Here is a 22992-nt window from a genome sequence, read left to right as displayed (position 1 = left end):
CTCTCACTCCGCGGCGACTGCTCCGGGTGAGAAGGATTTCAGCATACCACGATAGGGCTTGGCCAGCGGCCTGGCATAGGCGCCGCGCTTCGATGTCGAAAGGCCGAGCGCTATCAACGCTTCAGCTTGCTTCAGCGCCGCGCCGACGCCGTCGATGACCGGCAGATCGAACTCCGCCTGCAGCCGGTGCGCAAGATCGGCCATGCCGGCGCAGCCGAGCACGATGGCCTCGGCGCGGTCTTCGTCGATCGCCCTGGCGATTTCGTCGCGCAGCTTACCGACCGCGCCGGATGCCGGATCTTCAAGCGCAAGCACCGGAATGTCGGCGGCGCGCACGCGCGCCCGTCCCGCCATGCCGTAGCGCTGCACAAGCCCTTCGACCGGCACCCGCGAGCGCTCTGTGGTGGTCACCACGGTGAAGCGCTGCGCGATGAAGGACGCCATGGTGAGTGCCGCCTCGCAAATGCCGATGACCGGAATGGCGGCCATGGCGCGCGCGGCGTCGAGGCCGGTGTCGTCGAAGCAGGCGATGATCGCCGCCTGCGCGCCGCGGCGCTCGCCGGCGGCGATTTCCATCAGCAGGCCGGGCACGGCGAGCGCCTCGTCATAATAGCCTTCGATCGAAGCCGGCCCCATGGACGAGGTGACGGCAACGACCTCCGTCCAGGCGCCGGCGACGGCACGCGCCGCAACACCTATGGTCGCGGTCATGCTCGCCGTCGTGTTGGGGTTCACCACAAGAATCTGCACGGTCAAGCTCTCGCCCGGCGGCGGCCGACATAGAGGATGGCGCCCAGCGTCGCCAGGATCACCAGGAAGGAAAATACCGTGGTCACCGTGCCCAGCGCATAGAGCACCGGCGTCGTCACATTGGTGGTCATGCCGTAGATCTCGAGCGGCAGCGTGTTGAACGTCCCTGACGTCATCAGCGTGCGGGCGAACTCGTCGTAGGACAGCGTGAAGCCGAACAGGCCGACGCCGATCAGGCTTGGCGCGATCATCGGCAGCACGACATGGGCGAAGGTCTGCCAGGACGAGGCGCCGAGATCGCGCGCGGCTTCTTCATAGGCAGGCGAGAAACGGTTGAAGACGGCGAACATGATCAGCACGCCGAAGGGCAGGGTCCAGGTCAGATGGGCGCCGAAAGCCGACGTGTACCAGGCCGGGCGAAAGCCGATCTGCTGGAAGACGACGCCGATGCCCAGTGAAATGATGATCGAGGGCACGACCAGGCTGGCGACCGCCAGGTAGAACAGCGCCGTGGCACCGCGGAATTTTCGGCGGAAGGCAAGGCCGGCGAGCAGCGACACCGCGACGGTGACGATCATCACCATGACGCCCAGCACCAGGGAGCGCTTGAAGCTGCCGCCGAAATCGCCGACCGCCTGGCGCTCGAACAAATTGGCGAACCAGTGCAGCGAAACGCCGTTGAGCGGGAAGGTGAGGCCACCGGTTTCGCCCTGGAATGACAGGATCAGGATCGCCGACAGCGGACCGTAGAGGAACAGCACGAACAGCGTGAAGAAGGCCGCCAGCACGTAGAATTCGAGGGTGCGTTTTTCGTGGCTCACGTCACAGCTCTTTCCTGATGTCGACGATGCGCAGGATGCCGGCAACCATCAACAGCACCAGCACCAGAAGCACCACCGCATTGGCGGCGGCGGCCGGATACTGCAGCAGCGACATCTGGTTCTTCATCATCAGTGCCACCGACGCGCTCTGTCCGCCCGACATCACCTGGACTGTCGAGAAGTCGGCCATCACCAGGGTGACGACGAAGATGGTGCCGATCGCCATGCCGGGCTTGGCCAGCGGAATGATGACGTTCCACAGCACCTGCCAGCCGGACGCGCCGGCATCGCGCGCGGCCTCGACCAGCGATTTGTCGATGCGCATCAGCGTGTTGAAGATCGGCGTCACCATGAACAGCGTGTAGAGATGCACCATGGCCAGCACGACCGCGAATTCCGAATAGAGCAGCCATTCGATCGGCTTCGGCACCAGGCCCAGCTGCACCAGCGTCGAGTTGATCAGGCCGTTGCGGCCGAGCACGGGAATCCACGAGATCATTCGGATGATGTTGGAGGTCAGAAACGGCACCGTGCAGACCAGGAACAGCACCATCTGCATGGCCGTGGTGCGGATGTGGAAGGCGAGGAAATAGGCGACCCAGAAGCCGATGAACAAGGTCAGCGCCCAGACGATAACTGCGAATTTGATGGTGTTGAGATAGGTCTTCCAGGTGACCCAGGAGCCCAGCACGTCGGAATAGTTGGTGGTCAGGAAATCCGGATACATGGCCGCGAAGTCGTAGTCCCAGAAGGAGACGACGACGATCATGACAATGGGCAGAAGCAGGAACGCGCCGAGGATTAGCGCCAGCGGCGCCGATTGGAGGTAGGGCGTGACCGCGCCGAGGGAGAGCCGGCGGCGTCTGGCCGGTTTGGCGGCGGCGATTGCAGGGCGTTCGAGAGCAACCGTCATCGATGTTCCCGGTGCAGGTTCGCGATGCGGCGGAGCGGCCTTGCCTTCTCCCCTTGTGGGAGAAGGTGGATTGGCGCCAAGCGCCAAGACGGATGAGGGGTGCTGGAAGACATGAGGCTTGATACTCCGCATCGTCTTGGTGCCGTTGGTGGTGACGTATCGCGAAGCTGGACACCCCTCATCCGGCCTCGCTTCGCGAGGCCTCCTTCTCCCACAAGGGGAGGAGGAGGGGCGCTGCCTCACCTTACGCCGCGATGAACTCGTTCCAGCGCTTCACCATGTAGCGGTCCTCGTCCATCACCGAGTTCCAGCAGGCGACATGGCCCATGCGCTCCTCGAACGAGCCGCCGTCGCGCAGCGCGCCGGCCTTTTCCATGACGGTGCCGTCGGGCGCCTTGATGTCGCCCTTGGCCGGCTTGCCTTCGATCCAGTAGCCCCACTCGTCCTCGGTCATGAACTTCTTGGCCGAGACCATGTTGGCCGAGTAGTAGCCCTGGCGGTTGAGATAGCCGCCGACCCAGCCCGACGTGTACCAGTTGATGTATTCATAGGCCGCGTCGAGTTCGGCGCCCTTGAGGTGGGCCGCGAGGCCAAGGCCGCCGCCCCATGAGCGGTAGCCTTCCTTGAGCGGCTGGAAGCGGCAGGCGATGCCCTTGGAGCGCACGGCCGCCACGGCCGGCGACCACATCGACTGGATGACCACTTCGCCCGAAGCCATCAGGTTGACGCTCTCGTCGAACGACTTCCAGAAGGCGCGGAACTGGCCGTCTTGCTTGGCCTTGATCAGGAAGTCGATCGTCTTGTCGATCTCCTCCTTGGTCATGTTGCCCTTGTCGGCATATTTGATGTTGCCCATGGCTTCCATGATCATCGCCGCATCCATGATGCCGATGGAGGGGATGTTGAGGATCGCGGTCTTGCCCTTGAAGGCCGGGTCCATGATGTCGGCCCAGGTGGTGATGTCGCGGCCGACGAGGTCGGGGCGGATGCCCAGCGTGTCGGCGTTGTAGATGGTCGGCACCATGGTGAACCAGTTGGTTGGGGCCTTGGCGAAGGTCTTTGAGTCCTGCGCCTCGACGTAGCCGACCGTGTGCGGCGCGGTGCCCTGGGCGATGACGCTGTCGGGGGTGAGCTTGCCGGTTTTGAACAGTGGCACCAGCTCGTCGTAATATTTCAGCTTGCTGACATCCATCGGCTGCAGCACGCCGCTCGGGAACACCTTCTTGCAGATCCAGTATTCGATGTCGGCGATGTCATAGCTGTCGGGCTGGGTGACTGCGCGCTGGGCGGCGGCGTCGGAATCGGTCGCCGTCATTTCCAGCGTGATGCCGAGGTCGGCCTTGCACTTGTCGGCGATGGCATTGAGGTTCGACACGCCGGTGCCGAACTGGCGCAGCGTGATGTTGGACTGCGCCCAGATGGTCGGGAAGCCTGTTATGGCCCCGGAGCCGGCGGCGAGGCCCACGGCGGCTGCACCCGTCTTGAGCAGCGAGCGGCGCGAAATGCCCGTCTTGGTTTCTATGGTGTTTGTCATGTTTTTTCCCCTGTTTTGGTTTGCTTCGTTGATGTCATGAATGAAGGCGGCCGAGGACGATCGCGTCCTCGGAATCCCAGGCGAGCGGCACGGCGTCGCCGATGGCGACGGGTCTGGCGAAGAAGTCGGAATCGTCGATGATGACGGTGAAATCGTCGATGCCGCCGCCGGTGACGGACAGCTTCACCGTGGCGCCGCGATATTCGATGTTGGAGACGATGCCGGTGAAGCCGAGGCCGGGCGAGGGTGCGGCGCCGATGCGCACATGGTCGGTGCGGATGGCGATGTCGATCGGCTGTCCCACCTCGTGTGGTTTCCCGCTGGCCGCCAGCGAGCCGCCGCCATTGACGTCGAAGACGACCATGCCGTCCCGGCTGCCGGTGACGCGGCCGGAGATGACGTTGTGGTCGCCCATGAAACGTGCGACGAAGGCGGTGGCCGGCCGCTCGAACACGTCGCGCGGCGGAGCCGCCTGTTCGATGCGGCCGTCGTTCATCACAACGATCAGGTCGGCAAGCGCCATCGCCTCCTCCTGGCTGTGGGTGACGTGGACGAAGGTGATGCCAAGCGACGTCTGCAGCTTCTTCAGTTCGGCGCGCATACGGATCTTCAGGAATGGATCGAGCGCCGACAGCGGCTCGTCGAGCAGCAGCGCCTCCGGGTCCGTGATCAGCGCGCGCGCCAGCGCCACGCGCTGCTGCTGGCCGCCGGAAAGCTGTACCGGCCGCCGCGTCGCATAGACCTCCATCTGCATCAGCTTGAGCATATCCAGCGCCTTGGCGCGGCGCTGTTGCTTGTCGACGCCCTTCATCTTGAGGCTGAAGGCGACATTGTCGATGAGGTCGAGATGCGGAAACAGCGCATAGGACTGGAACATCATCGCTGTGCCGCGTTTGGCCGGCGGCAGGTCGGTGACGACAGTGTTGCCGAGGCGCACGTCACCCGACGAGATGCTCTCATGGCCGGCGATCATGCGCAGCGTCGAGGTCTTGCCGCAGCCGGAAGGGCCGAGCAGGCAGCAATAGGTGCCGGCCGGAATCTTCAGACTGATGTCCTCGACGGCGGTCGTCGTTCCATAGACTTTCGAAACGGACACGATGTCGATTTCGGCGGCTTTGGACATCAGGCTTCCCCGTTTGGTCGCATTAACCAATGCATCATGCGTGCCAATCGCCGCGCGGCCGCCCAAGCGATTGAATTGTCGGGAAAATCAGGTTTCTTGTCTGCTGCCCACTGAACGGGCTTTTTTGTGCATTGCACAAATTATGGGCGATTGTTGGCGATGTGCACAAAAATCGTATGCAATCTTTTTTGATTTCGTGTTCACTTTGCCTCTCGTGCACGGATGACGAGTCGCGTTAGAAGGAGACAGGAAGACTTCCGCCATGAACATTGCCGACCAGATCTACTCCACCGACAGCGCCACGCAGGATCGCGCCCAGGCGATCCGCGACCAGCTGCGCGACGCCATCGTCGACCGCCGGTTGGCGCCGGGTACCAAGCTGTCGGAGGGCGAGGTCGGTACCTTGTTCGACGTCTCCCGCACCGTGGCGCGCGCGGCGCTGCAGATGCTGTCCTTCGAGGGCCTGGTGCGCACGGAGCGCAACCGTGGCGCCTTCGTCGCCAATCCTTCGCCCGAGGAAGCGCGCCAGGTGTTCGCTTCGCGCCGGCTGATCGAACCGGGCATAGCCATCGCTGCCTGCGGGCGCGTCACCGCTGCCGACATCGCGGCCTTCAGGGTGCAACTCGACGAGGAGGGCCGCTTCATCGCCGAGCGCGGGCCCAATGCACGGCGCTCCGAGATCAAGGCGTCGGGCGATTTCCATCTGCTGCTGGCCTCGGTCGCCGGCAATGCCATCCTGCAGCGCTTCATGGAGGAACTTGTGGCGCGCTCCTCGCTGGTCATCGCGCTTTACGGCCGATCTGGCGTGTCGGCCTGCGGGCATAGCGAGCATACGGGGATTGTCGGCGCGTTGGAGAGCGGCGATTCCGGGTTGGCGAGCCGGCTGATGCTGCACCACATCGACCACATCGAGGCTGATCTCGATCTGCGCGTCAGGGCCGGCCCGGCGCTCCGGGAAGCGCTCAATTTCTGAAAGCTAACTAGCTCTCATCCTCAGCGCCCGCGGCTGCGGGCGCTGCCTGCCCTACGGCCTTGCGACGCAGCATCTTGGTCAGCTTCCAGATCGTCGGGCTGTTCTTGATGAAGGCCTTGATCCCGGCGCCTTGCCGAAGCGTCAGCGCCAGCACGCGGCCCTTCAGCGTCAAGGGGATCAGCACCTCGAACTGCTGGGTTTCGATATCGCACCATAGCCGCTTGTAAGGCTCGTCGCCGACGGAGAAGTCGTAGACCTCGATCCCGGTCTCGCAGGCTTCCTGGATGTTGTCGAAGAACAGGAAGTCGCCGGGGCTGGTATGGCCGAGATCGTCCTCGGCGATGGCGCCGAACTCACAGATCAGGCTCTTGCCCGAGCGGCTTGACCCGGTGATGGCGCGGAGCTTGCCGGCAACTTCGAGCCCATGCAGCACGAAGGAGGGCTTGTCCTCGGCAAGCGCGTCCGTGAACAGCGCGCGGAAGAAGGCGCGTACCTGCTCATCGCCGAAGACGTTGGCGATGCCCATCTTGCGAAAACGGAGTTCCTTCATCTCAAAAAAGGCATCGAGCAGCCTGTCCACCTCGTCCGCCGTGCGCGCTTCGATGCGGCTATGGCTGCCGACGGCATCGAACTTGCGCATCTGCGAGCGATGCTTCTTGCGCTTTCTTTTGCCGCTGGCGCGGGAAAGCAGCGCGTCGAAGCCTCCGGCGAGGTCAACGGCCAGCGACAAATTAGGGCTGGCAAAGTGGTCAAGCAAGGCGAGGGGATTGGCGACGCCATCGAGATCAGGCAGCAACCGCTCCAGCGCGACGAGATCGATGTCCGGGCGTGCCTTGGCAATGGCCGCCAGCATCGATCGGATGGCCGCAACATCCGCCTTGGCCAGCCAGTTCGGATCGGCGGCGACGAAGTTGCCGTTGGCGTGGCGGCCACCCATGAAACGGGCGACACGGAACGGACCTTGCGCGGTGACCTCCAGGGCCAGCGCAAGAACCGGCCTGCCTTCAACATTGAGTGTCGCGACAACCAGATTCGGTTGGATCTGCCCGGCCCAGTTCAGGATCCAGACAGCACTCTGCGCCGGCGCGAACAGGGCCGAGCGGCAGAAATCGGCATAGGCTGACAGTCCTTCCGCGGATACCACGGAAATCGACTGGCCGGCCTGATGCCGTGGCAAGGCGCGCGACGACTCGGTCGCCGCGAGCCGATTGCCGTCAAATGACGCTGTTGCGTCAACCATACCTCAATCCTTAGGGCGTATTGATCGCAATTTGGGGGTTCGCGTAGGCGCATTCCGTGCTTGGATCAGCCTAGGCGAAAAAGGTGAATGAATGATCGACGGGGGCGAGGCAATCCGGAAACTGGCGCTGAACGTCGCCCGTTATACCGGTCTTGCACCGCTGGCCAAGCCGTTCATCGGCGGCATTGGCGCCATATTGATGCTGCACCGCGTTACCGCGACGCCGGAAAAGCCCGACAGCGTCAACCGGCATCTGAACATCGCGCCCGGCTTCCTTGACGCCGTGATCGCCGACATGAAGGCGAGCGGCTATGCCTTCGTCTCCATGGATGAAGCCGTCGAGCGCATCAAGGCAGGCGGCAAGGGCGGTGAGTTCGCCACCATCACCGCCGACGACGCATATCGCGACAACATGACCGAGGCGCTGCCGGTGCTGGAAAAGCACGGCGCGCCGATCACCATCTATGTCGCGCCCGGGCTGATCAACGGCACCGCCGACCTGTGGTGGGATGTGGTCGAGGATGTCGTCAGCGCACGCGATAGCCTCACCCTGACGCGGCCGAATGGTCCGCTGACGATCGATTGCTCGACCCCTGCGAAGAAATTGCAGGCCAACGCACGCCTGCACGCCTATCTCACCTCCGAAGTCCGCGAGGAGGACCTGCAGGCCGTGCTGCGCGACCTGGCTGGCTCGAATGGCGTCGACGCCGACGGCCCGCGCCTGCGGACATTGATGAGCTGGAACGAAATCCGCAGCATCGCCGCGCATCCGCTGGTGACGATCGGCGCCCACACGATCAATCACAGCAATCTGAAGCGGCTTTCCGAAACCGACGCGCGGCATGAAATCGGTGCCGTGCGCGACATGTTGCAGGCCGAACTGGGCGAAAAGCCCAGCCATTTCGCTTACCCCTATGGCTATGCAAGTGCGGTGGGCTGCCGCGAAGTGGGCTTTGTCCGCGACGCCGGCTATACCTCCGCCGTGACCACGCGCCACGGCGTGCTGCGCGCCGAACATGCCGGGTTCCTGCATGCCTTGCCGCGCATTTCAGTCAACGGCCGCTACCAGAGCCTCGCCCATATTCGCACCATGCTGTCGGGTGTGACCACGCCGCTCGCCAACGCCGGCAAGATGGTCGTCACCATCTGACGGCAGCCGGCCGGGTTCCAGTTCAGCGCTTGGCCCGCGGCTCCAGCATCAGCCACTTGATGATGCCCATCGCCGGCAGCACCCACAGCAGGCCGCTGAACAGGAAGAACAGGAAATGCACCCACGGGCCCGACTCCGACAGTCGGGCGACCGCGAAGATCGATGCGAGCAGCGCATAGACGATGACCAGCGCCACCAGCAGGAACGCTCCGATCAACTTTTTCAGGCGCAAGGGCATGGTTGGCCTCCTGGTCTAGGCTGCCGGGAATTCGGTCCCGGCAAGCTCAGGGTGTTGGCTTCGCATAGGCCCTGACGCGACCCTGTGCAACCGGTGAGACGCGGCGCGACGGCGTGCCGCGCTGCCTGGTCTTGCCAGCACGGGTGCGATGGTCCACCAATCCGCCAAACCAACCTGCCGGGACAAGACCATGGCTGCCATATCAGCTGCCGCGCCATTCGTGGCTCGCGACCGCGACCTGCACAACCGGGCACTGCTGCGCGGCTGGCTCTATGTCGTGGTGCTGGTGCTGTTTGCGCTGGTGCTGGTCGGCGGAGCCACCCGGCTCACCGGTTCCGGCCTGTCGATCACTGAGTGGAAGCCGATCCACGGCGTGATACCGCCGCTCAACGACGCCGAGTGGCAAGAGGAATTCCAGCTCTATCAGCAGATCCCGCAATATGCCGAGCTCAACAAAGGCATGAGCATCGAGGCTTTCAAGTCGATCTTCTGGTGGGAATGGGCGCACCGCATCTTGGCGCGCAGCGTCGGCCTGGTGTTTGCCTTGCCGCTGCTGTTCTTCTGGGCGACGCGCCGCATCGAGCGCGGCCTGGGGCCGAAACTCGCCGGCATCCTTTTGCTTGGCGGCCTGCAGGGCGCCATCGGCTGGTGGATGGTGGCCTCGGGCCTGGTCGACCGGGTCTCGGTCAGCCAGTATCGGCTGGCGACCCATCTGACGCTGGCCGCGCTCATCTTTACGGCGACCATGATCGTGGCGCGTGGGCTGGCGCCGCATTCCGAACCCGCCGCCGATCGGTCGACGCAAAGGCTGGCCGGCTTCATCGTGCTTTTGGCGCTGATCCAGATCTATCTCGGCGGGCTGGTCGCAGGGCTCGACGCGGGCCTGAGCTACAACACCTGGCCGCTGATGGACGGCAAGATTATCCCGGGTGATTTGCTGATCCTCGAGCCGGCGTGGCGCAATTTCTTCGAAAGCCCGAAGACGGTGCAGTTCGTGCACCGGCTCGGCGCCTACACGCTGTTCATCGTGGTCCTGTGGCACATGATTGCCACGCGTCGGCGGCTGCCGGGCTCAACGCATGCCCGCCGCGCGACGCTGCTGTTCTTGGCTGTGCTGGTGCAGGCCTCGATCGGCATCGGCACGCTGCTGATGCACGTGCCACTGCATATGGCACTGACCCATCAGGGGTTTGCGCTCATCGTGCTGGGCTTTGCCGCCGCGCATTGGCGCGGTACCAAGGGCGCCTATCCCTTGCCGACGGAAATAGCTCTGAGAAGCTGAGTTCAGCCGGTTACATCCAGAATTCGTTTGAAGATGTCGTCTTCTCGCCGTCGAACTCCGCCTGGCGCAAAGCTGCGGCGGATGGCCTTGATTGGCTCTGAGCGGCTTTGGCAGCCTTGTCGGCGTCGGCGGCCCTGAGTGCATCAAGCTTGGCCTGGGCGACAGCGATATCCTGCTGCACCTGGGCGGCCTGGACCTGATCCTTGATCGCCTTGGCCTGGTCTTCCAGGTCCTGGATCTGCTTTTCGAGCGCCGCCTCCTGGGCTGCATTGCTCGATGAACTGGAAGAGGAATACTGGGTTGCCTGGGAGGAACCCGAAATCGCGCTGACCATGACAAATCCCTGATGGAGCCACGCCACGTCAGTAGCCCATCATGGTGAACAAGCAGTTACCGCCGCCGGTTGACTGGCCGGATCAGAAGCTTGCCCGCACCGCCCGGATCGCCGCCGCGATCGACAACTCGCGGTTCTCCTCGCCCGGATTGTCGTCCTCATGATGCCAGGACGCCGACAGGCAACCATAGGCGATGGCGTAATCAAGGATTGCGGGTGGTGTCTGGCCCAATGTTTCGGCAAAGACTTCGGCCATATGCGCGATGCGCTCGGGATCCAGGCAAAGCTCGTCCCGGTCGAGCGGGTTGTAGAACATGTTGGCGGCGTCGAAGCCGGGATCGCCGAGAACACCCTTCGGATCGATCGCCAGCCAGCCGCGCGGCCCGTACAGGATGTTGTCGTGGTGCAGGTCGCCATGCAGAAGCCTGATATCGTGCGGATTGGCCAGCAGCCGATCGGCGATGACGGCGGCCTCGACGTAGATGCTGTCATGGCCGGCGTCGCGGTCGATTGCGGCTTTCCTGAACAGGCTTGAAAAGCGGTCCTTGAGCGGCTGAAGCTCGGGCGGGAAGGGGTGTTTCGATGGCGAAAACAGTTTCGCCAAAAGATCCGCCGCGATTGCGGTCGCGGCGTTGTCGCCCTGTTCGTCGAGAACCTGCTGCAGCAGGGTTTCACCGGCATATTCGAGCAGCATGCTGTGGCCGTCGCGGCCGAGCAGTCGAACCGCGCCTTCGCCGCGCCGCCAGGCGAGATAGTGCTCGCCGCGCAATTCGTCGGCGACGTCATCGAATGGCTTGAGCGCCTTGACGATTGCCGGCGAACCGTCCTCGCGTCGCACCTTCCAGATGTGGCTCGAAAAGGTCTCGGCGACGAGTTCGGGCGTGCTGACCCTCCAGCGCGCCGGAAATGCTGGCGCGTCCATCAGAGGCCGAGCATCAGGTCCATGTTCTGGACGGCGGCACCCGAGGCACCCTTGCCGAGATTGTCGTAGACCGCCAGCAGCAGAGCCTGCGCGCGTTTGTCGTTGGCAAAGACGTAGACCTTCATCCGGTTGGTGCCGTTGTAGATCTCCGGATCGATGTCCGGCACGCGCTCCAGATGCGCATAGGGTGCCACCTCGACCACACCGCCCTTGATGGCGGCGAAATGGTCGGCAATCGCCGCATGAAGCTCCGCACCCGTCGGTATATGGGCGAGACCACCGAGCTGCAGCGGCACCACGGTGATCATGCCTTGCGCGAAATTGCCGACCGCCGGTTGCATGATCGGATCATGCGAAAGCCTGGCATAGGCCTTCAGCTCCGGCACGTGCTTGTGCTGCAAGGTGAGGCCATAGGGCAGGAACTCCAAGGCGTCCTCGCCCTTGGCGACATAATCCTCGATCATCGGCCGTCCACCGCCCGAATAGCCCGAAATGCCGTTGACGGTGATCGGGAAATCCGCCGGCAGCAGGCCAGCGTTGACCAGCGGCCGCAATGTCGCGATCGGCCCCTGCGGCCAGCAGCCGGGGTTGGCGACGCGCTTGGCCGAGGCGATCGTCTTCGCCTGACCCTTGTCCATCTCGGCGAAGCCGTACGCCCAGCCTTCGGCGACACGATGCGCGGTCGAGGCATCGATGACCTTGGTGTTGTCGTTGGCGATCAGCGAGACACTTTCCTTCGCCGCATCGTCGGGCAGGCACAGGATCGCGACGTCGGCGGCATTGAGGAACTCGGCGCGCGCCGCCGTTTCCTTGCGGCGCTCGGTCGGGATGGAGATGATCTCCAGATCGCCGCGCTCGGCCAGCAGCGCCCTGATCTGCAGACCAGTGGTGCCGTGCTCGCCGTCGATGAAGATTTGCGGTTTCATTGCGTGATCAAATTCCCTGATATTTCAAGACTATATGCCCTGACCGTGATTCACCGCGGCACCATTGTGGTTGCCGTTGTTCAGCTCATCAAGCCGGGCCTTTCGCTCAGCCAGCAGACCGAGATACTGCATGGCCACCATCGAGCCGGCGATCGCCGTTATATCGGCGTGATCATAGGCCGGTGCAACCTCGACGACATCGGCGCCGACAATATCGATCTGGTTGAGCTGGCGCAGCGTCGACAGGATTTTTGCCGAGGATGGCCCACCGGCAACCGGCGTGCCGGTGCCGGGCGCATAGGCCGGATCGAGGCAGTCGATGTCGAAGGTGAGATAGGTCTTCTTGCCGCCGGTGCGGTCGACGATGGCATAGGCGATGTCGGACGCGCGCATCTCCTCGATTTCATGGCCGTAGAGGATCTTGATGCCGAACGTGTCGGGCGCATGGGTGCGGATGCCGATCTGGATCGAACGGTCGGGATCGATGATGCCTTCATTGACGGCGCGGCCGACGAAGGATCCGTGGTCGATGCGCTTGCCGTCGTCGGGCCAGGTGTCCTGATGGGCATCGAACTGCACCAGGGCCAGCGGTCCGTGGATGGCGGCATGCGCCTTGAGCAGCGGCCAGGTGACGAAATGGTCGCCGCCGAGCGACAACAGGAAGGCGCCGGATTTCAGGATCTTCGCCGCTTCGCGCTCGATGGTGCCGGGCGTCTTCTGGTGATTGCCTGAGTCGAGCAGGCAATCACCATAGTCGACCACCGCGAGATGCTCGAACAGATCGCGTGAAAACGGGTATTGCGGGTCATTGTCGAGGATCGCAGAGGCGCGGCGGATCGCCTGCGGCCCGAAGCGCGCGCCGGGCCGGTTGGTGACCGCGGCATCGAACGGAATGCCCCACACCACCGCATCCGCGCCCTTCAGGTCCTTGGTGTATTTGCGTCGCATGAACGACAGCGCGCCGGAATAGGTCGGCTCGAGGGCCGCGCCCGTTTTGGAGCGGGCGGTGAAGGCATGGTCGATGTTGTTGGTCGCCATTACGGATCCTCGGTTTCATCGGGGTGCCACAACTACAGAACCGGCACGCAACATGCCAGTCACAGCTTGGGGAGACGAAATGGCGCCCCTCAAGTGCCATGGCAAAACAGGATTTGTATCATCATGACGCAGACCGCGTTCCTTAATCCTCCCCGCGCCGTCGTGTCGACCCACATAGGCACGATCGCCGGCGAACGCTTCCTGGTTCTCGATTCGTGGCGCGGCATCTGCGCGCTGCTGGTGGCGCTGTTTCACTTCCCGACCGGTTCGACGATTTCGCAAAGCGCCTTCATCGGTTCGTCCTACCTTTTCGTCGACTTCTTCTTCGTTCTTTCCGGTTTCGTCATCGCCAGCAGCTACGGCAACCGGCTGAGCCAGCCGGAAGAGGTGGCACGCTTCGCCCTGGTCCGTTTCGGCCGCATCTACCCGCTGCACCTGCTCATGCTTGCCGCCTTTGCCGGCTTCGAGCTGCTGCGGCTGGTGCTGCCGCAACTGCACGGCACAGGGGCCGCTCCCTTCACCGGCGGTTTCGACCTCAAGAGCCTGCTTGCCAACCTTCTCTTGCTGCAAGGTGTCGGCTTTGAGGATCAACTGACCTGGAATGCGCCAAGCTGGAGCATTTCGGCCGAGTTCTTCGCCTATCTCCTGTTTGCGGGCGTGGTGTTCGTCGCCGGCGCGCGCGCCTGGGTATGGTTCGTCGGCGCTGCCGTCACCGCGCCGCTGTTCCTGCTTGGTTTCTCGGCCGATCATATGGATGTGTCCTTCGATTTCGGCTTCATCCGCTGCCTGTACGGCTTCTCGCTTGGCGCCTTGCTGGCCTGGTTTCAGCATGATTCCATTGCAGGGGCGCGACAGGCCCTGGCCAAGGACGGCCCGAGCTTGGCCTGGACCCTTGCCGAGATCGTCATGGTGGCCGTCATCGTGCTTTTTGTCTCGTTGGCGGGCGACAATGATTTCGGCATCGCGGCACCTTTGGTGTTCGCGCTGGCGCTGTTTCTCTTCGCCCATGAAGGCGGCTGGATCAGCGCCTTGCTGAGGACGCCGTTCATGCTGATGCTCGGCGCGCTGTCCTATTCGATCTACATGGTCCACATCTTCGTTCAGGCGCGCATGATCAACGTCGCCGGGCTCGTCGAGCGCAAGCTTGGCCTGGGCCTGATCGACGACTTCGTGCTGCGCGGCCAGCCCGCGACGGGCTTCGGCGCCGGCTGGACCGGGGCCGTGGCGATCGTCGTCATGCTTCTCGCCACCATTGCCGCCTCCTGGATCACCTGGCGTTTCGTCGAAATGCCGGCCATGGCGTGGTTCCGCCGGCTCTCGAAACGCATCTGACGCGAGCATGATCCCGAAAAGTGGAAGCCGGTTTTCGGAAAAGATCATGCTCAAACAAGACATCCGCTAGCCGGCTTCGTTCACTCGGCTGTCACGGGCATCGCCTATCCGGGTCTTGATCCGGCAAGGAGCGATTCTCGATGCGGACCATCTGGCTGAGCCTTCTGCTTTCCGCGGCACTTGCGGCCGCCTCAGGCCAGGCCTCGGCCGGCGAGGCCCGCGCCAGGCAGATTCTCGACCGCTTCGAGCATGCCAACCAGTGGCGCGACCACGTCATGGTGGCCGCGCATCGCGCCGGCAGCATGCAGGCCGGCAAGACGCTCTATCCGGAAAATTCGATTGCGGCGGTGGAAGGCTCGATCGCTATCGGCGCCGAAATCGTCGAGGTCGACATCAGGCGCTCGAAGGATGGTGAATTCGTCGTCATGCATGACAGCTGGCTCGACCGTACCACGACCTGCAAGGGTGAGGTGATCAAGTACACGCTGGCCGAACTCAGGACCTGCCGGCTGGTGGTCGAAGGCACCGGCGCGGTATCGGGTGAAACGGTTTCGACGCTGCGCGAGATGCTGCTGGCAACCCGGGACAGGATCCTCATCAACCTCGACAACAAGCTCGATGTCGGGGACCTCTCGGGCATGATCGCGGTGGCTCGCGAGCTCGGCATGGCCGAACAGGTCATCGTCAAGGAGAACCTGTGGAACGCCACCCGGATTGCCACGGTGAAGGCCGCCATGGATGCCATCGGCGGCGGCTTTCAGTTCATGCCGATCATCGCCGACGACGCGGTGCATGATGCCGCTTTCGCCGAGACGGTCGACCACGTCTTCTCGCCGCGCGCGACCGAGCTGATCAACTGGCGGGCAGGCGCCGAGACGCTGACCGAGACCGGCGGACCGTTGTTCAGCACGCGCATGCGCGCGGCTGCCGTGCGTGGCAACTGGCACATCTGGGCCGACACCTACGCCATCGTCAACAAGCCGGGCGGCTTCCTGGCCGGCGGCCGCGGCGACGAACTTGCAGTGCAGGCCAGCCTGCCGCGCGAAGCCTGGGGCTTCTGGGCCGACCGCGGCGCCACCATCATCCAGACCGACGAGCCGAAAGCGGCCATCGACTGGCTGGCGGCCAACGGCTACCGCGTGCCTTATGCCGAGCCGCGCATCGAACCCGCCGCGACCGCCAGCATCAATTGATCTGCCGCCACTGAGGTCGCACATTGTCGCGGGCCAGTGTCTGCTGACAGAACGGTGTCAGTGAAAAGCCGCTATCCTTGGGCATGTCCGACACCATGGTCTTCAAGCGCCCCGCCCATCTCGCCTATGCCGCCACCGTTGCCGCCACCAGTCTCGGCTTCGTGGTGGTGCAACTGGATGTCTCCATCGTCAATGTCGCGCTCAACAGGATCGGTTCGGCGCTCTCGATGGGCATAGGCGGCCTGCAATGGGTCGTCGACGCCTATACGCTTGCTTTCGCCTCGCTGCTGCTCGCCGGCGGCGCGCTTGGCGACAGGATCGGCGCCCGCCGCGTTTTCGTTGGTGGCATGGCACTGTTCAGCATTGCCTCGCTGGCCTGCGGCCTGGCGCAGAGTGCAGGGATGCTGATCGCGGCGCGCGCCGTGCAAGGCGCCGGCGCTGCCTTGTTGATGCCGTGTTCGCTGGCGCTCCTCAATCGCGCCTACGCTTCCGATAAGGCACGCCGGGCGCGCGCCGTTGGCCTGTGGACAGCGGCGGGCGGCATCGCGCTGTCGGCTGGACCGGTGCTCGGCGGCTTCATGGTCGCGTCGCTTGGCTGGGAGAGCATTTTCCTGGTCAACCTGCCCATCGGCGTGCTCGCCATCTGGATGGCTTACCGGGTTCTCCAGGAAACGCCGCTCAGGGCGGAAAGGCCGCCGATCGATTGGGCCGGGCAGGGGCTTGTCGTGCTGACACTGTTCGCGCTGACCGGCGCCTTCATCGAAGCCGGCTCGTCGGGTTGGGCTTCGGTGCCGGTGATTGGCGGACTGCTGCTGGCGGCCATTGCCGGAAGCGTCTTCCTGTTGGTCGAGAGCAGGACAAAGGCTCCGATGTTTCCCCTCGGCCTGTTTGCCAGCCGCGTGCCGGCGGTGACGAGCCTCGTCGGGCTGGCGGTGAACCTGACGCTTTACGGCACGATCTTCATGCTCAGCCTCTATTTCCAGCAGCAAAGGCATTTTTCGCCCGAGATGACCGGGCTCGCCTTCCTGCCATTCATGGCGGCCGTCACGGTGTCGAATATCGCCGCCGGGCGCATTGCCGCAAACTATGGCCCGCGATTGCCGATGGCGATCGGCCTGGCCATCGGCGCGGCCGGTTTCGGCCTGATGGCGTCGATCCAGGCCGACACATCGTATTTGTCGCTGCTGTGGCGCCTGCTGTTCCTGCCGCTGGGGATTGGTCTTGCCGTTCCCGCCATGACCACGGCGTTGCTGTCCGCGGTACCGACGGAGATTTCGGGGACCGCGTCCGGAGTGCTCAACACCGTGCGCCAGTCGGGTGGCGCGATCGGCGTGGCGCTGTTTGGCTCCGCGTTGGCGCTGGGCACGATCGCGGGAATGCGGCTGGCATTCCTGGCCTCGGCGCTTGCAGTGGCCGGCTCGGCGCTCTGCGCGTTCATTTTTGTCCGCGATGCGGACCATTCCGCCGGATGAAAATGTTCAATGAAAAAGCCGCGCGCAGGCGGCCTTTTCAAAATCGTCGTTTGGACACTGCTATCGCAGCGCTCCTGGTCAGGCCGCGGCGACGCTCGCCATACCATCCAATTCCCTGAGCACGTCGTCCGAAAGCGCGAGTTCGGCAGCAGTGAGGTTCTCCCGCAGATGCACGACCGATGATGTGCCGGGGATCAGCAGGATGTTGGGTGCGCGGTGAAGCAGCCAGGCGAGCGCGACCTGCATCGACGTGGCGCCGAGGCGCTGCGCTACATCGGACAGCGTCGAAGACTGCAGCGGGTTGAAGCCGCCGAGCGGGAAGAACGGCACATAGGCGATGCCGTCACGGGCAAGGTCGTCGATCAGGGCGTCATCCCCGCGGTGCGCCAGATTGTACTGGTTCTGCACGCAGACGATCTCGGCGATCCGGCGTCCTTCCTTGATCTGCGTCGATGTCACGTTGCTCAGTCCGATGTGCCTGACCAGGCCCTGCCGTTGCAGTTCGGCCAGCACGGTGAGCGGCGCTTTGATCGATCCTTCGGCGGGACCATGTGTATCGAACATGATCCGAAGGTTGACCACATCGAGCACATCGAGGCCGAGATTGCGCAGATTGTCGTGCACCGCCTGGGTCAGCGCCTCGGCAGAAAAGGCCGGCAGCCATGATCCATCCGTGCCACGCTTGGCGCCGATCTTGGTGACGATGACCAGATCCCGGGGGTAGGGTGCCAGCGCCTCGCGGATCAGCCGGTTGGTGACGTGCGGGCCATAGAAGTCGCTGGTGTCGATGTGGTCGACCCCTTCCAGAACGGCCTCGCGCAGCACGGCCAGTGCCGCGTCATGATCTTTGGGCGGCCCGAACACACCGGGCCCGGCGAGCTGCATGGCTCCGTAGCCGAGACGCTTAACGGTGTGGCTTCCAAGGGTGAAGGTGCCGGCCTGTTGAATATCAGACATGAGTGATCTCCTTTGAGGAGACAAAGATAGGCGCTGCTCAACCTTGTGATAATCAGGTACAATCCACACAGGCTGTACGGAATGGCGCACAATGATGGACCTCAGTGATCTGAACGCCTTCGTGGCGGTGGCGCGCGCCGGCGGCTTCCGCGATGGTGCGCGTGCCAGCGGCGGCAGCGCCTCTGGCTTGAGCGAGGCGGTGCGTCGCCTGGAAGTGCAACTCGGTGTCAGGCTGTTCAACCGCACGACGCGCAGCGTTGTCCCGACCGAGGCGGGCCTCAGCCTGCTGGAACGGCTTGGCCCGGCGCTGTCGGAGGTCGAGGCGGCTCTGGACGTGGTGAATGGCTTTCGCGACAGGCCGGCGGGCTCGTTGCGCCGGAAAACCGTTTCACACTTTTCCTGGAATTGCTCCAGGGATCGATGTATGTTCAGTTCGGCGCGTGGAGCCGACTTCGACGGCGTCGACGCGCTTCAGGCTCATGCCGATCACCGGCACCAACTGGTCGTCGACGCGCACCGCACAATGGTCACCGTCATTGAATTGTCGTCGGGGATGCGCGCCTGCATGACGCCGCGCAACTGGTTGCGGTTGATGGTGAAGACACCTTGCGGGCATCGACGACATTGCCGCCAATGAGTCGACCGGCCCGGAGCCGGTCGCGGCCGCCCATGAGCTGCCCTTGTAACCTTCGCGGCCCTGGCGCTCGATCTTGGCCGACATTGGCTGGGTGAACATGCCGACCCGCAGCCACCGTCGAGCGACATGCCGACCTTGCCGTCTGGTGTCGAGCCGGTGAAGCTGCAGTTGAATTTGGTGCCCTTGTACTTGCCGGCGACGATTTCGCCGGGACCGATCCATTTGCCTTCGGCCGACTGGAAGAACTGCTTGTCCGGTTCCGCCGCGGAAGCCGCTCCGGCAATACCGACGACTGCCGTGATGACGGTTGCCAGTGGCAAGACGCTGGACAGGAATTACGCTTTTCATCGACGACACCCGGCAACAAACGAGGCTGTTTGGAACCCGTCTGACCATGAACAAGATTGGTTATGCTTCGTCACTACGGGGCCACCACAAAGCAGTCCGCCAACAATTCCGAAGGTCCAAACATTGCTGCCCGGCTTACTTGCCGGATGGGGTCGTTTCAACATCTTTCTGGTTGCAAAACGAGGTCAGCGCCGAGAGGAAATCGCCCAGTCCGACGCTTCGTGGCGCTGAAGGGCAGGGGGCGTGCGTCTCCATCGCCGCGATGCCGATGCGCGCCGTCATCATGCCATTGACGACGCCCTCGCCGAGCTTCGCCGAGAGGCGTGCCGCCAGGCCATGCCGACGATCTGCTGGACGAAACTGTCGCCGACGGCGATCGAGCCGGTGACCGCCAGATGCGCCAGCACGCTGCGCGCCAGGCGAAGAAGAACCGAGCGTTCCCGCCGTCGCCATAGAGTTCCGACAGGCGCCGATGAGGCGTTCGGCCTCGAACACGACATAGGCGACATCGACGAGCGCGCGCGGGCTGACCGCCGTCACCAGCGAGACGCGCTTGGCGGCCTCGCGAATCATCACCTTTGCCCTGGCATCGAGAGGGCGAGACTTCGGCTTCGGCCAGGCGCACCAGATTGCCGCCGTCGATGATTTCGCCGCGCAGTTCGGCCAGTGCACGCCGACCGGCCGCGGTCTCGGGTTTGGCTGCGACAAAGGCCGACAAACTCGTCGACCACCGATCGGGCCGCCTTGGGATCGTGCGCGATGCAATGGCATCGTAGCGCCCGTTTCTGCAATTTTTCGACTTCGGCGAGGCGGGCGGATTGCCAGGAAACTCACGGATCAGGATGACCAGAAGTGCCAGCACGGCGATGGCCGCCATGCCGGCTGCAGCAGCCCAGCCATCGGCGCGCGCAAGAGGTCACGATGATAGCTGATCGGTCACAGGCCGACAGCCAGCGAAACCAGCACACCAAAGGCACCGAAGAAGATGCCTGCGAGCGAGCACGACCGCCTTCTGGGCGCGATTGCCGGCGGCGGCTCGGCCGAGACGCATGTCAAGCTCGTCGAAGACATCGCTTCCGCGGAATGTACCATCGCGACATCGTTCATCATCGCCCGGGGCTTCGCTGGGCGTCCGCCTGCGCACGGATGCCGGCCTGGCAGGGCGCACCTCTGGTGCCTCTTGTCTTTGATGCGACTTCCGGCTCGATGCGAAATGCGGGCCGGCTTGCGGGGCGCGGTCATGCCAGATGATCTCCAATCAGGAACTGCAAGGCACGGTCGAGCCGGATATGCCGGCAGCGACAGCGTGAACCTCGGCCGTGCGTCGAGCTTGGTGGACGAAATCGGACGAAGCGGATTGCCGGATCCACGGAGTCCTGCTTGTGATCGGGTCCGGAAATATCGACACCGCGTCAATATTCTCCGGTAAGTCGCCAGGAAATATGGCTGTTTCCGTCTTTCCATCAAACGTTTCGCCAGTGATCTTCTCGCCGGCGATCGGCGTGCCGTGATGATGACAGGGAGTGTCTCACGACCCTGCTTGACGGTGCCTTCGCGCGTCGCGCGCATCGCCGCCATGGCAACCACATCGACATCGGCGCCGGGTGAAATGCCGCTCACGTGCCCACGGCGCGGTCGGCAAGCCGCACGCACGATCGCCTGCAGGCGATCATGGCTTTCGTGGTGCAGATGGTCGGCACTTGGTTGCGGCAACCAGTATGCGGTCGATGCGCCGCGAAAAACAGGTCGGTGAGGAAGCTGCGCGGCCGGGACGGAAAACAGCTGAGGATCTCGGTCACCGCCCGCTCCAGGTCGGCCATGGCGCCGGGGCCGGCGTTCAGCGCTTGCATTGGCGTCGATCAGCACGATCTGGCGATCCGAGGCGCGTGATGTGTTCGCGGAAGAACGGTTTGCACGACATGCGTCTTGTAGGCCTCGTAGCGCCTGTCCCATCATGGCGTGCAGCGACCCCTGGACGCGGACGCTGTCTGGCCGAGCCCAGCCAGGGGCGCGAAAGTCAGTGCGGGCGAGCCTTCGAGATGCCAGCATCAGGAAGCGGCGGGCGGCAAGGTCGAAAGCGCCCGCTCATCGAGCTTGCACGCCTTCAGATAGGCGGCGAAGCTTCGGCCAGGCGGCGCGCCGACATCTCGTCTGCATCGGCGTTTGGGTCGATCTGCGCCGACAGCGTCCGCCAGGCCTGCGACCAGTCCTCGCGCACCGGCAGAACGGCCATTTCGAAGGCTTCGCGGGAAAAATCGGCGAAGGATTGCCGAGCAGCGGCAGGTCGAGCAGCCATTCACCGGGATAGTCGACGATATCGACCGACAGTTTGCCGGAGGAAAACATGCGGCTCAGCCGGAGGCCGATTCATATTCGATGGTCAGCCGCAATTCCGAAATGGCGCGCGTCGATCAGGCCAGGCGCGGTCGTTGACAGGGCGGCGATTATGGTCCTCGTACTGGAAACGCGGCACGGCGTCGTCCGGCTGCTGCTCAAGGAAGGCGCGGGCGACGTGTCCGGATTTTCTGCGCCTCGAAACAGTGGCAGTCGCCCGCCATGGATCAGATTGTGGACCAAGGCCGATAATGAAACACGTCTTGCCGGCGCGGGACAGGCCCGTGACACCCAATCGCAGCGAGGGAGAGAAAAGCCCGGTGGCGCGCCCGACAGCGTTGTCGAGGGCAATCCTCGCCTCGTCGGTGGAAGGTGGTCAGCGATGATGCCAAAATATGATCTCTCGGGCCTCGGTTCGTCCGATATAGGATCTGGACCCCGGCTTTGAAATGGCTTCAGAGATCGGCCGGCGTCAGGAACGCTTCGAGATAACCGGCGCCCTGGGCAGCTTTTGTCAGATCGCCGTCGAAGCGGACGACGGCCAGGCCGGTAGTCGGGAACCCATGATTGAGCGTGCCCCGCGCCGTCTCGTCGCCATTGCCCGAAACCGCCATGGCGAGATCTTCCGTCATCGGTTGTGGCCGATAACCAGTAACGAACCGGATCCGCCCATTGTCCCGGATCAGCCTGAGGTAGCCGGCGGCGTCCCTCGCTGTAGAGCGAATCGAAGAACAGGACCCGGCCTGTGTCGGTCCTGGCCGGCCAGGCCTTCCAGCGTCTCTTTCGCCGTTTGGCGGTGGAGCAGAGGGTCAGGTCCGGAACATAGAAGCGGGGACCGCATGGCGACGCCCATCATCTCAGCATCGGCGCGGCCGGATGCGTCGAGCGGGCGATCGAAATCGCGCATGCCGGGCAATGCCCAGCCGGCCCTTGGCATGTCGCAACAGATAAAGCGTGCTCACCCAACCTCCGCTGACGCCGAATGCGAAGCTTCCAGGATTAGCCACGAGAACGGCGCTGCGCACAATGGCCCGGTGTTCATCGAATACAGCGACATCACCCATGGTACGTGCCGCAGAAGGCGTTTGTGCATCGGCCGAAGATCACGGTCGATCCTCGGGAAGCATGTTGCCCGGGATTTAAAGTGTCGCAGCGTAGTTTTTGTATCAAAACGACTGTGCGCCGTTACAAAAGGCGCCCGCCGCCGAACATTAACAATTGCGTGAGGACAGGCCCGCCGATTGCGCTTGTGCAGGCGCCGGACCGCGAATATATAGGCGCAAAATTGGGGCTGTTTGGGTGAGTCGAATGAACGACATCGTTACCGCCGATTACGTACCCTCCGAGGACGAGCGTTCATGAACGAGCGGCAGAAAATCCTACTTCCGCCTGAAGCTCGTCACCTGGAAGAATGACATATTGCGCGAAGCGCGCGAAACACTCGAGATCCTGCAGCAGGAAACGCCAACCACCCC

The 22992-nt window shown here is 63.7% G+C and carries 24 protein-coding genes and 4 pseudogenes; 8 read left to right on the top strand and 20 right to left on the bottom strand.

Annotated features, from left to right (window positions below):
- Positions 1–3 precede the first annotated feature (3 nt).
- From ACFSOZ_RS08085 to ACFSOZ_RS08065, 5 genes are all read right to left on the bottom strand, one after another.
- Positions 4–750 (bottom strand): aspartate/glutamate racemase family protein, encoded by a 747-nt coding sequence (locus ACFSOZ_RS08085; RefSeq protein WP_379096069.1) that lies wholly within the window; start codon positions 748–750, stop codon positions 4–6.
- A 2-nt stretch (positions 751–752) separates the two neighbouring features.
- Positions 753–1571 carry an ABC transporter permease gene (locus tag ACFSOZ_RS08080; protein ID WP_379095738.1) on the bottom strand — a complete coding sequence of 273 codons (819 nt, stop codon included), beginning with the start codon at positions 1569–1571 and terminating at the stop codon, positions 753–755.
- Position 1572: 1 nt separating this feature from the next.
- Positions 1573–2484, bottom strand: coding sequence for an ABC transporter permease (locus ACFSOZ_RS08075; RefSeq protein ID WP_379095735.1), 912 nt, complete (start codon positions 2482–2484; stop codon positions 1573–1575).
- A gap of 244 nt (positions 2485–2728) precedes the next feature.
- The gene (locus ACFSOZ_RS08070; protein ID WP_379095732.1) at positions 2729–4018 is read right to left on the bottom strand and encodes an ABC transporter substrate-binding protein; all 1290 of its coding nucleotides are present in this window, start codon (positions 4016–4018) and stop codon (positions 2729–2731) included.
- Between the two features lie 34 nt (positions 4019–4052).
- Entirely contained in the window at positions 4053–5141 is a 1089-nt protein-coding gene (locus ACFSOZ_RS08065; RefSeq protein ID WP_379095728.1) for an ABC transporter ATP-binding protein, read from the bottom strand.
- Between the two features lie 262 nt (positions 5142–5403).
- Between ACFSOZ_RS08065 and ACFSOZ_RS08060 the strand changes: the two genes are divergently transcribed.
- Positions 5404–6114, top strand: coding sequence for a GntR family transcriptional regulator (locus ACFSOZ_RS08060; protein ID WP_379095725.1), 711 nt, complete (start codon positions 5404–5406; stop codon positions 6112–6114).
- 7 nt (positions 6115–6121) lie between these two features.
- Here the strand turns inward: ACFSOZ_RS08060 and ACFSOZ_RS08055 are convergent, their stop codons facing one another.
- Positions 6122–7354 carry a GNAT family N-acetyltransferase gene (locus tag ACFSOZ_RS08055; RefSeq protein WP_379095722.1) on the bottom strand — a complete coding sequence of 411 codons (1233 nt, stop codon included), beginning with the start codon at positions 7352–7354 and terminating at the stop codon, positions 6122–6124.
- 91 nt (positions 7355–7445) lie between these two features.
- On the opposite strand from ACFSOZ_RS08055, the gene ACFSOZ_RS08050 reads away from it, so the two are divergent.
- Positions 7446–8504, top strand: coding sequence for a polysaccharide deacetylase family protein (locus tag ACFSOZ_RS08050; protein ID WP_379095719.1), 1059 nt, complete (start codon positions 7446–7448; stop codon positions 8502–8504).
- 22 nt (positions 8505–8526) lie between these two features.
- Here the strand turns inward: ACFSOZ_RS08050 and ACFSOZ_RS08045 are convergent, their stop codons facing one another.
- Positions 8527–8742 carry a DUF2842 domain-containing protein gene (locus ACFSOZ_RS08045; protein WP_379095716.1) on the bottom strand — a complete coding sequence of 72 codons (216 nt, stop codon included), beginning with the start codon at positions 8740–8742 and terminating at the stop codon, positions 8527–8529.
- Positions 8743–8932: 190 nt separating this feature from the next.
- On the opposite strand from ACFSOZ_RS08045, the gene ACFSOZ_RS08040 reads away from it, so the two are divergent.
- Positions 8933–10024, top strand: a complete 1092-nt coding sequence (locus ACFSOZ_RS08040; RefSeq protein WP_379095713.1) for a COX15/CtaA family protein — start codon at positions 8933–8935, stop codon at positions 10022–10024.
- A gap of 10 nt (positions 10025–10034) precedes the next feature.
- Here ACFSOZ_RS08040 and ACFSOZ_RS08035 read toward each other — a convergent pair whose 3' ends face one another.
- The 4 genes from ACFSOZ_RS08035 to speB form a co-directional block, all read right to left on the bottom strand.
- On the bottom strand, positions 10035–10358 hold the full coding sequence (locus tag ACFSOZ_RS08035; RefSeq protein ID WP_379095710.1) for a hypothetical protein: 324 nt from the start codon (positions 10356–10358) through the stop codon (positions 10035–10037).
- Positions 10359–10440: 82 nt separating this feature from the next.
- The gene (locus tag ACFSOZ_RS08030) at positions 10441–11280 is read right to left on the bottom strand and encodes an aminoglycoside phosphotransferase family protein (RefSeq protein ID WP_379095707.1); all 840 of its coding nucleotides are present in this window, start codon (positions 11278–11280) and stop codon (positions 10441–10443) included.
- Positions 11280–12206: an N-acetyl-gamma-glutamyl-phosphate reductase gene (gene argC, locus ACFSOZ_RS08025; RefSeq protein WP_379095704.1), complete on the bottom strand. Its 927-nt coding sequence runs from the start codon at positions 12204–12206 to the stop codon at positions 11280–11282. The genes ACFSOZ_RS08030 and argC overlap by 1 nt, the downstream gene beginning before the upstream one ends.
- A gap of 30 nt (positions 12207–12236) precedes the next feature.
- Positions 12237–13244, bottom strand: coding sequence for an agmatinase (gene speB / locus ACFSOZ_RS08020; RefSeq protein ID WP_379095698.1), 1008 nt, complete (start codon positions 13242–13244; stop codon positions 12237–12239).
- A 123-nt stretch (positions 13245–13367) separates the two neighbouring features.
- On the opposite strand from speB, the gene ACFSOZ_RS08015 reads away from it, so the two are divergent.
- From ACFSOZ_RS08015 to ACFSOZ_RS08005, 3 genes are all read left to right on the top strand, one after another.
- A complete protein-coding gene (locus tag ACFSOZ_RS08015; protein WP_379095691.1) occupies positions 13368–14576 on the top strand; it encodes an acyltransferase family protein in 1209 nt (402 codons plus the stop codon).
- Between the two features lie 140 nt (positions 14577–14716).
- The gene (locus ACFSOZ_RS08010) at positions 14717–15769 is read left to right on the top strand and encodes a glycerophosphodiester phosphodiesterase family protein (RefSeq protein WP_379095685.1); all 1053 of its coding nucleotides are present in this window, start codon (positions 14717–14719) and stop codon (positions 15767–15769) included.
- Positions 15770–15852: 83 nt separating this feature from the next.
- Entirely contained in the window at positions 15853–17241 is a 1389-nt protein-coding gene (locus tag ACFSOZ_RS08005) for an MFS transporter (protein ID WP_379095012.1), read from the top strand.
- 78 nt (positions 17242–17319) lie between these two features.
- On the opposite strand, the gene ACFSOZ_RS08000 is transcribed toward ACFSOZ_RS08005, so the two are convergent.
- The gene (locus ACFSOZ_RS08000) at positions 17320–18198 is read right to left on the bottom strand and encodes an aldo/keto reductase family oxidoreductase (RefSeq protein ID WP_379095015.1); all 879 of its coding nucleotides are present in this window, start codon (positions 18196–18198) and stop codon (positions 17320–17322) included.
- Positions 18199–18289: 91 nt separating this feature from the next.
- On the opposite strand from ACFSOZ_RS08000, the pseudogene ACFSOZ_RS07995 reads away from it, so the two are divergent.
- Positions 18290–18574: pseudogene (locus ACFSOZ_RS07995) on the top strand (LysR family transcriptional regulator); the annotation flags it as partial.
- Between the two features lie 12 nt (positions 18575–18586).
- Here ACFSOZ_RS07995 and ACFSOZ_RS07990 read toward each other — a convergent pair.
- From ACFSOZ_RS07990 to ACFSOZ_RS07955, 8 genes and pseudogenes are all read right to left on the bottom strand, one after another.
- Positions 18587–19183 (bottom strand): annotated as a pseudogene (locus tag ACFSOZ_RS07990) (hypothetical protein).
- 135 nt (positions 19184–19318) lie between these two features.
- Positions 19319–19756, bottom strand: coding sequence for a DUF697 domain-containing protein (locus ACFSOZ_RS07985; protein WP_379095682.1), 438 nt, complete (start codon positions 19754–19756; stop codon positions 19319–19321).
- A 665-nt stretch (positions 19757–20421) separates the two neighbouring features.
- Complete coding sequence (locus ACFSOZ_RS07980) at positions 20422–20553, bottom strand: YcjX family protein (protein WP_379095677.1); 132 nt, start codon at positions 20551–20553, stop codon at positions 20422–20424.
- Positions 20554–20743: 190 nt separating this feature from the next.
- A pseudogene (locus tag ACFSOZ_RS07975) lies at positions 20744–20836 on the bottom strand (hypothetical protein); the annotation flags it as partial.
- A complete protein-coding gene (locus tag ACFSOZ_RS07970; RefSeq protein ID WP_379095674.1) occupies positions 20800–21033 on the bottom strand; it encodes a hypothetical protein in 234 nt (77 codons plus the stop codon). The gene ACFSOZ_RS07970 and the pseudogene ACFSOZ_RS07975, both read right to left, overlap by 37 nt.
- Positions 21034–21287: 254 nt before the next feature.
- Positions 21288–21479, bottom strand: a complete 192-nt coding sequence (locus ACFSOZ_RS07965; protein WP_379096088.1) for a hypothetical protein — start codon at positions 21477–21479, stop codon at positions 21288–21290.
- An 84-nt stretch (positions 21480–21563) separates the two neighbouring features.
- Complete coding sequence (locus tag ACFSOZ_RS07960) at positions 21564–21812, bottom strand: YcjX family protein (protein WP_379095671.1); 249 nt, start codon at positions 21810–21812, stop codon at positions 21564–21566.
- A 160-nt stretch (positions 21813–21972) separates the two neighbouring features.
- Positions 21973–22149, bottom strand: coding sequence for a hypothetical protein (locus tag ACFSOZ_RS07955; RefSeq protein ID WP_379095665.1), 177 nt, complete (start codon positions 22147–22149; stop codon positions 21973–21975).
- 676 nt (positions 22150–22825) lie between these two features.
- On the opposite strand from ACFSOZ_RS07955, the pseudogene ACFSOZ_RS07950 reads away from it, so the two are divergent.
- A pseudogene (locus ACFSOZ_RS07950) lies at positions 22826–22992 on the top strand (RNA polymerase-binding protein DksA); the annotation flags it as partial.

The organism is Mesorhizobium newzealandense (assembly GCF_042682145.1).
In the GTDB taxonomy this organism is placed as follows: Bacteria; Pseudomonadota; Alphaproteobacteria; order Rhizobiales; family Rhizobiaceae; genus Mesorhizobium; species Mesorhizobium newzealandense.
Note: the sequence above shows the minus strand (reverse complement) of the source record. Positions and strands in the feature narration are given on the sequence as shown.

Coding starts and splice junctions, on each gene's coding strand:
- ACFSOZ_RS08030 (WP_379095707.1), bottom strand. CDS start 11,280: ATGGACGCGCCAGCATTTCCGGCGCGCTGGAGGGTCAGCACGCCCGAA.
- ACFSOZ_RS08035 (WP_379095710.1), bottom strand. CDS start 10,358: ATGGTCAGCGCGATTTCGGGTTCCTCCCAGGCAACCCAGTATTCCTCT.
- speB (WP_379095698.1), bottom strand. CDS start 13,244: ATGGCGACCAACAACATCGACCATGCCTTCACCGCCCGCTCCAAAACG.
- ACFSOZ_RS07955 (WP_379095665.1), bottom strand. CDS start 22,149: ATGACGGAAGATCTCGCCATGGCGGTTTCGGGCAATGGCGACGAGACG.
- ACFSOZ_RS08050 (WP_379095719.1), top strand. CDS start 7,446: ATGATCGACGGGGGCGAGGCAATCCGGAAACTGGCGCTGAACGTCGCC.
- ACFSOZ_RS07985 (WP_379095682.1), bottom strand. CDS start 19,756: ATGATTCGCGAGGCCGCCAAGCGCGTCTCGCTGGTGACGGCGGTCAGC.
- ACFSOZ_RS08000 (WP_379095015.1), bottom strand. CDS start 18,198: ATGTCTGATATTCAACAGGCCGGCACCTTCACCCTTGGAAGCCACACC.
- ACFSOZ_RS08010 (WP_379095685.1), top strand. CDS start 14,717: ATGCGGACCATCTGGCTGAGCCTTCTGCTTTCCGCGGCACTTGCGGCC.
- ACFSOZ_RS08075 (WP_379095735.1), bottom strand. CDS start 2,484: ATGACGGTTGCTCTCGAACGCCCTGCAATCGCCGCCGCCAAACCGGCC.
- ACFSOZ_RS07965 (WP_379096088.1), bottom strand. CDS start 21,479: ATGGCTGCTCGACCTGCCGCTGCTCGGCAATCCTTCGCCGATTTTTCC.
- ACFSOZ_RS07970 (WP_379095674.1), bottom strand. CDS start 21,033: ATGCAAGCGCTGAACGCCGGCCCCGGCGCCATGGCCGACCTGGAGCGG.
- argC (WP_379095704.1), bottom strand. CDS start 12,206: ATGAAACCGCAAATCTTCATCGACGGCGAGCACGGCACCACTGGTCTG.
- ACFSOZ_RS08005 (WP_379095012.1), top strand. CDS start 15,853: ATGTCCGACACCATGGTCTTCAAGCGCCCCGCCCATCTCGCCTATGCC.
- ACFSOZ_RS08040 (WP_379095713.1), top strand. CDS start 8,933: ATGGCTGCCATATCAGCTGCCGCGCCATTCGTGGCTCGCGACCGCGAC.
- ACFSOZ_RS08055 (WP_379095722.1), bottom strand. CDS start 7,354: ATGGTTGACGCAACAGCGTCATTTGACGGCAATCGGCTCGCGGCGACC.
- ACFSOZ_RS08060 (WP_379095725.1), top strand. CDS start 5,404: ATGAACATTGCCGACCAGATCTACTCCACCGACAGCGCCACGCAGGAT.
- ACFSOZ_RS08070 (WP_379095732.1), bottom strand. CDS start 4,018: ATGACAAACACCATAGAAACCAAGACGGGCATTTCGCGCCGCTCGCTG.
- ACFSOZ_RS08045 (WP_379095716.1), bottom strand. CDS start 8,742: ATGCCCTTGCGCCTGAAAAAGTTGATCGGAGCGTTCCTGCTGGTGGCG.
- ACFSOZ_RS08015 (WP_379095691.1), top strand. CDS start 13,368: ATGACGCAGACCGCGTTCCTTAATCCTCCCCGCGCCGTCGTGTCGACC.
- ACFSOZ_RS08065 (WP_379095728.1), bottom strand. CDS start 5,141: ATGTCCAAAGCCGCCGAAATCGACATCGTGTCCGTTTCGAAAGTCTAT.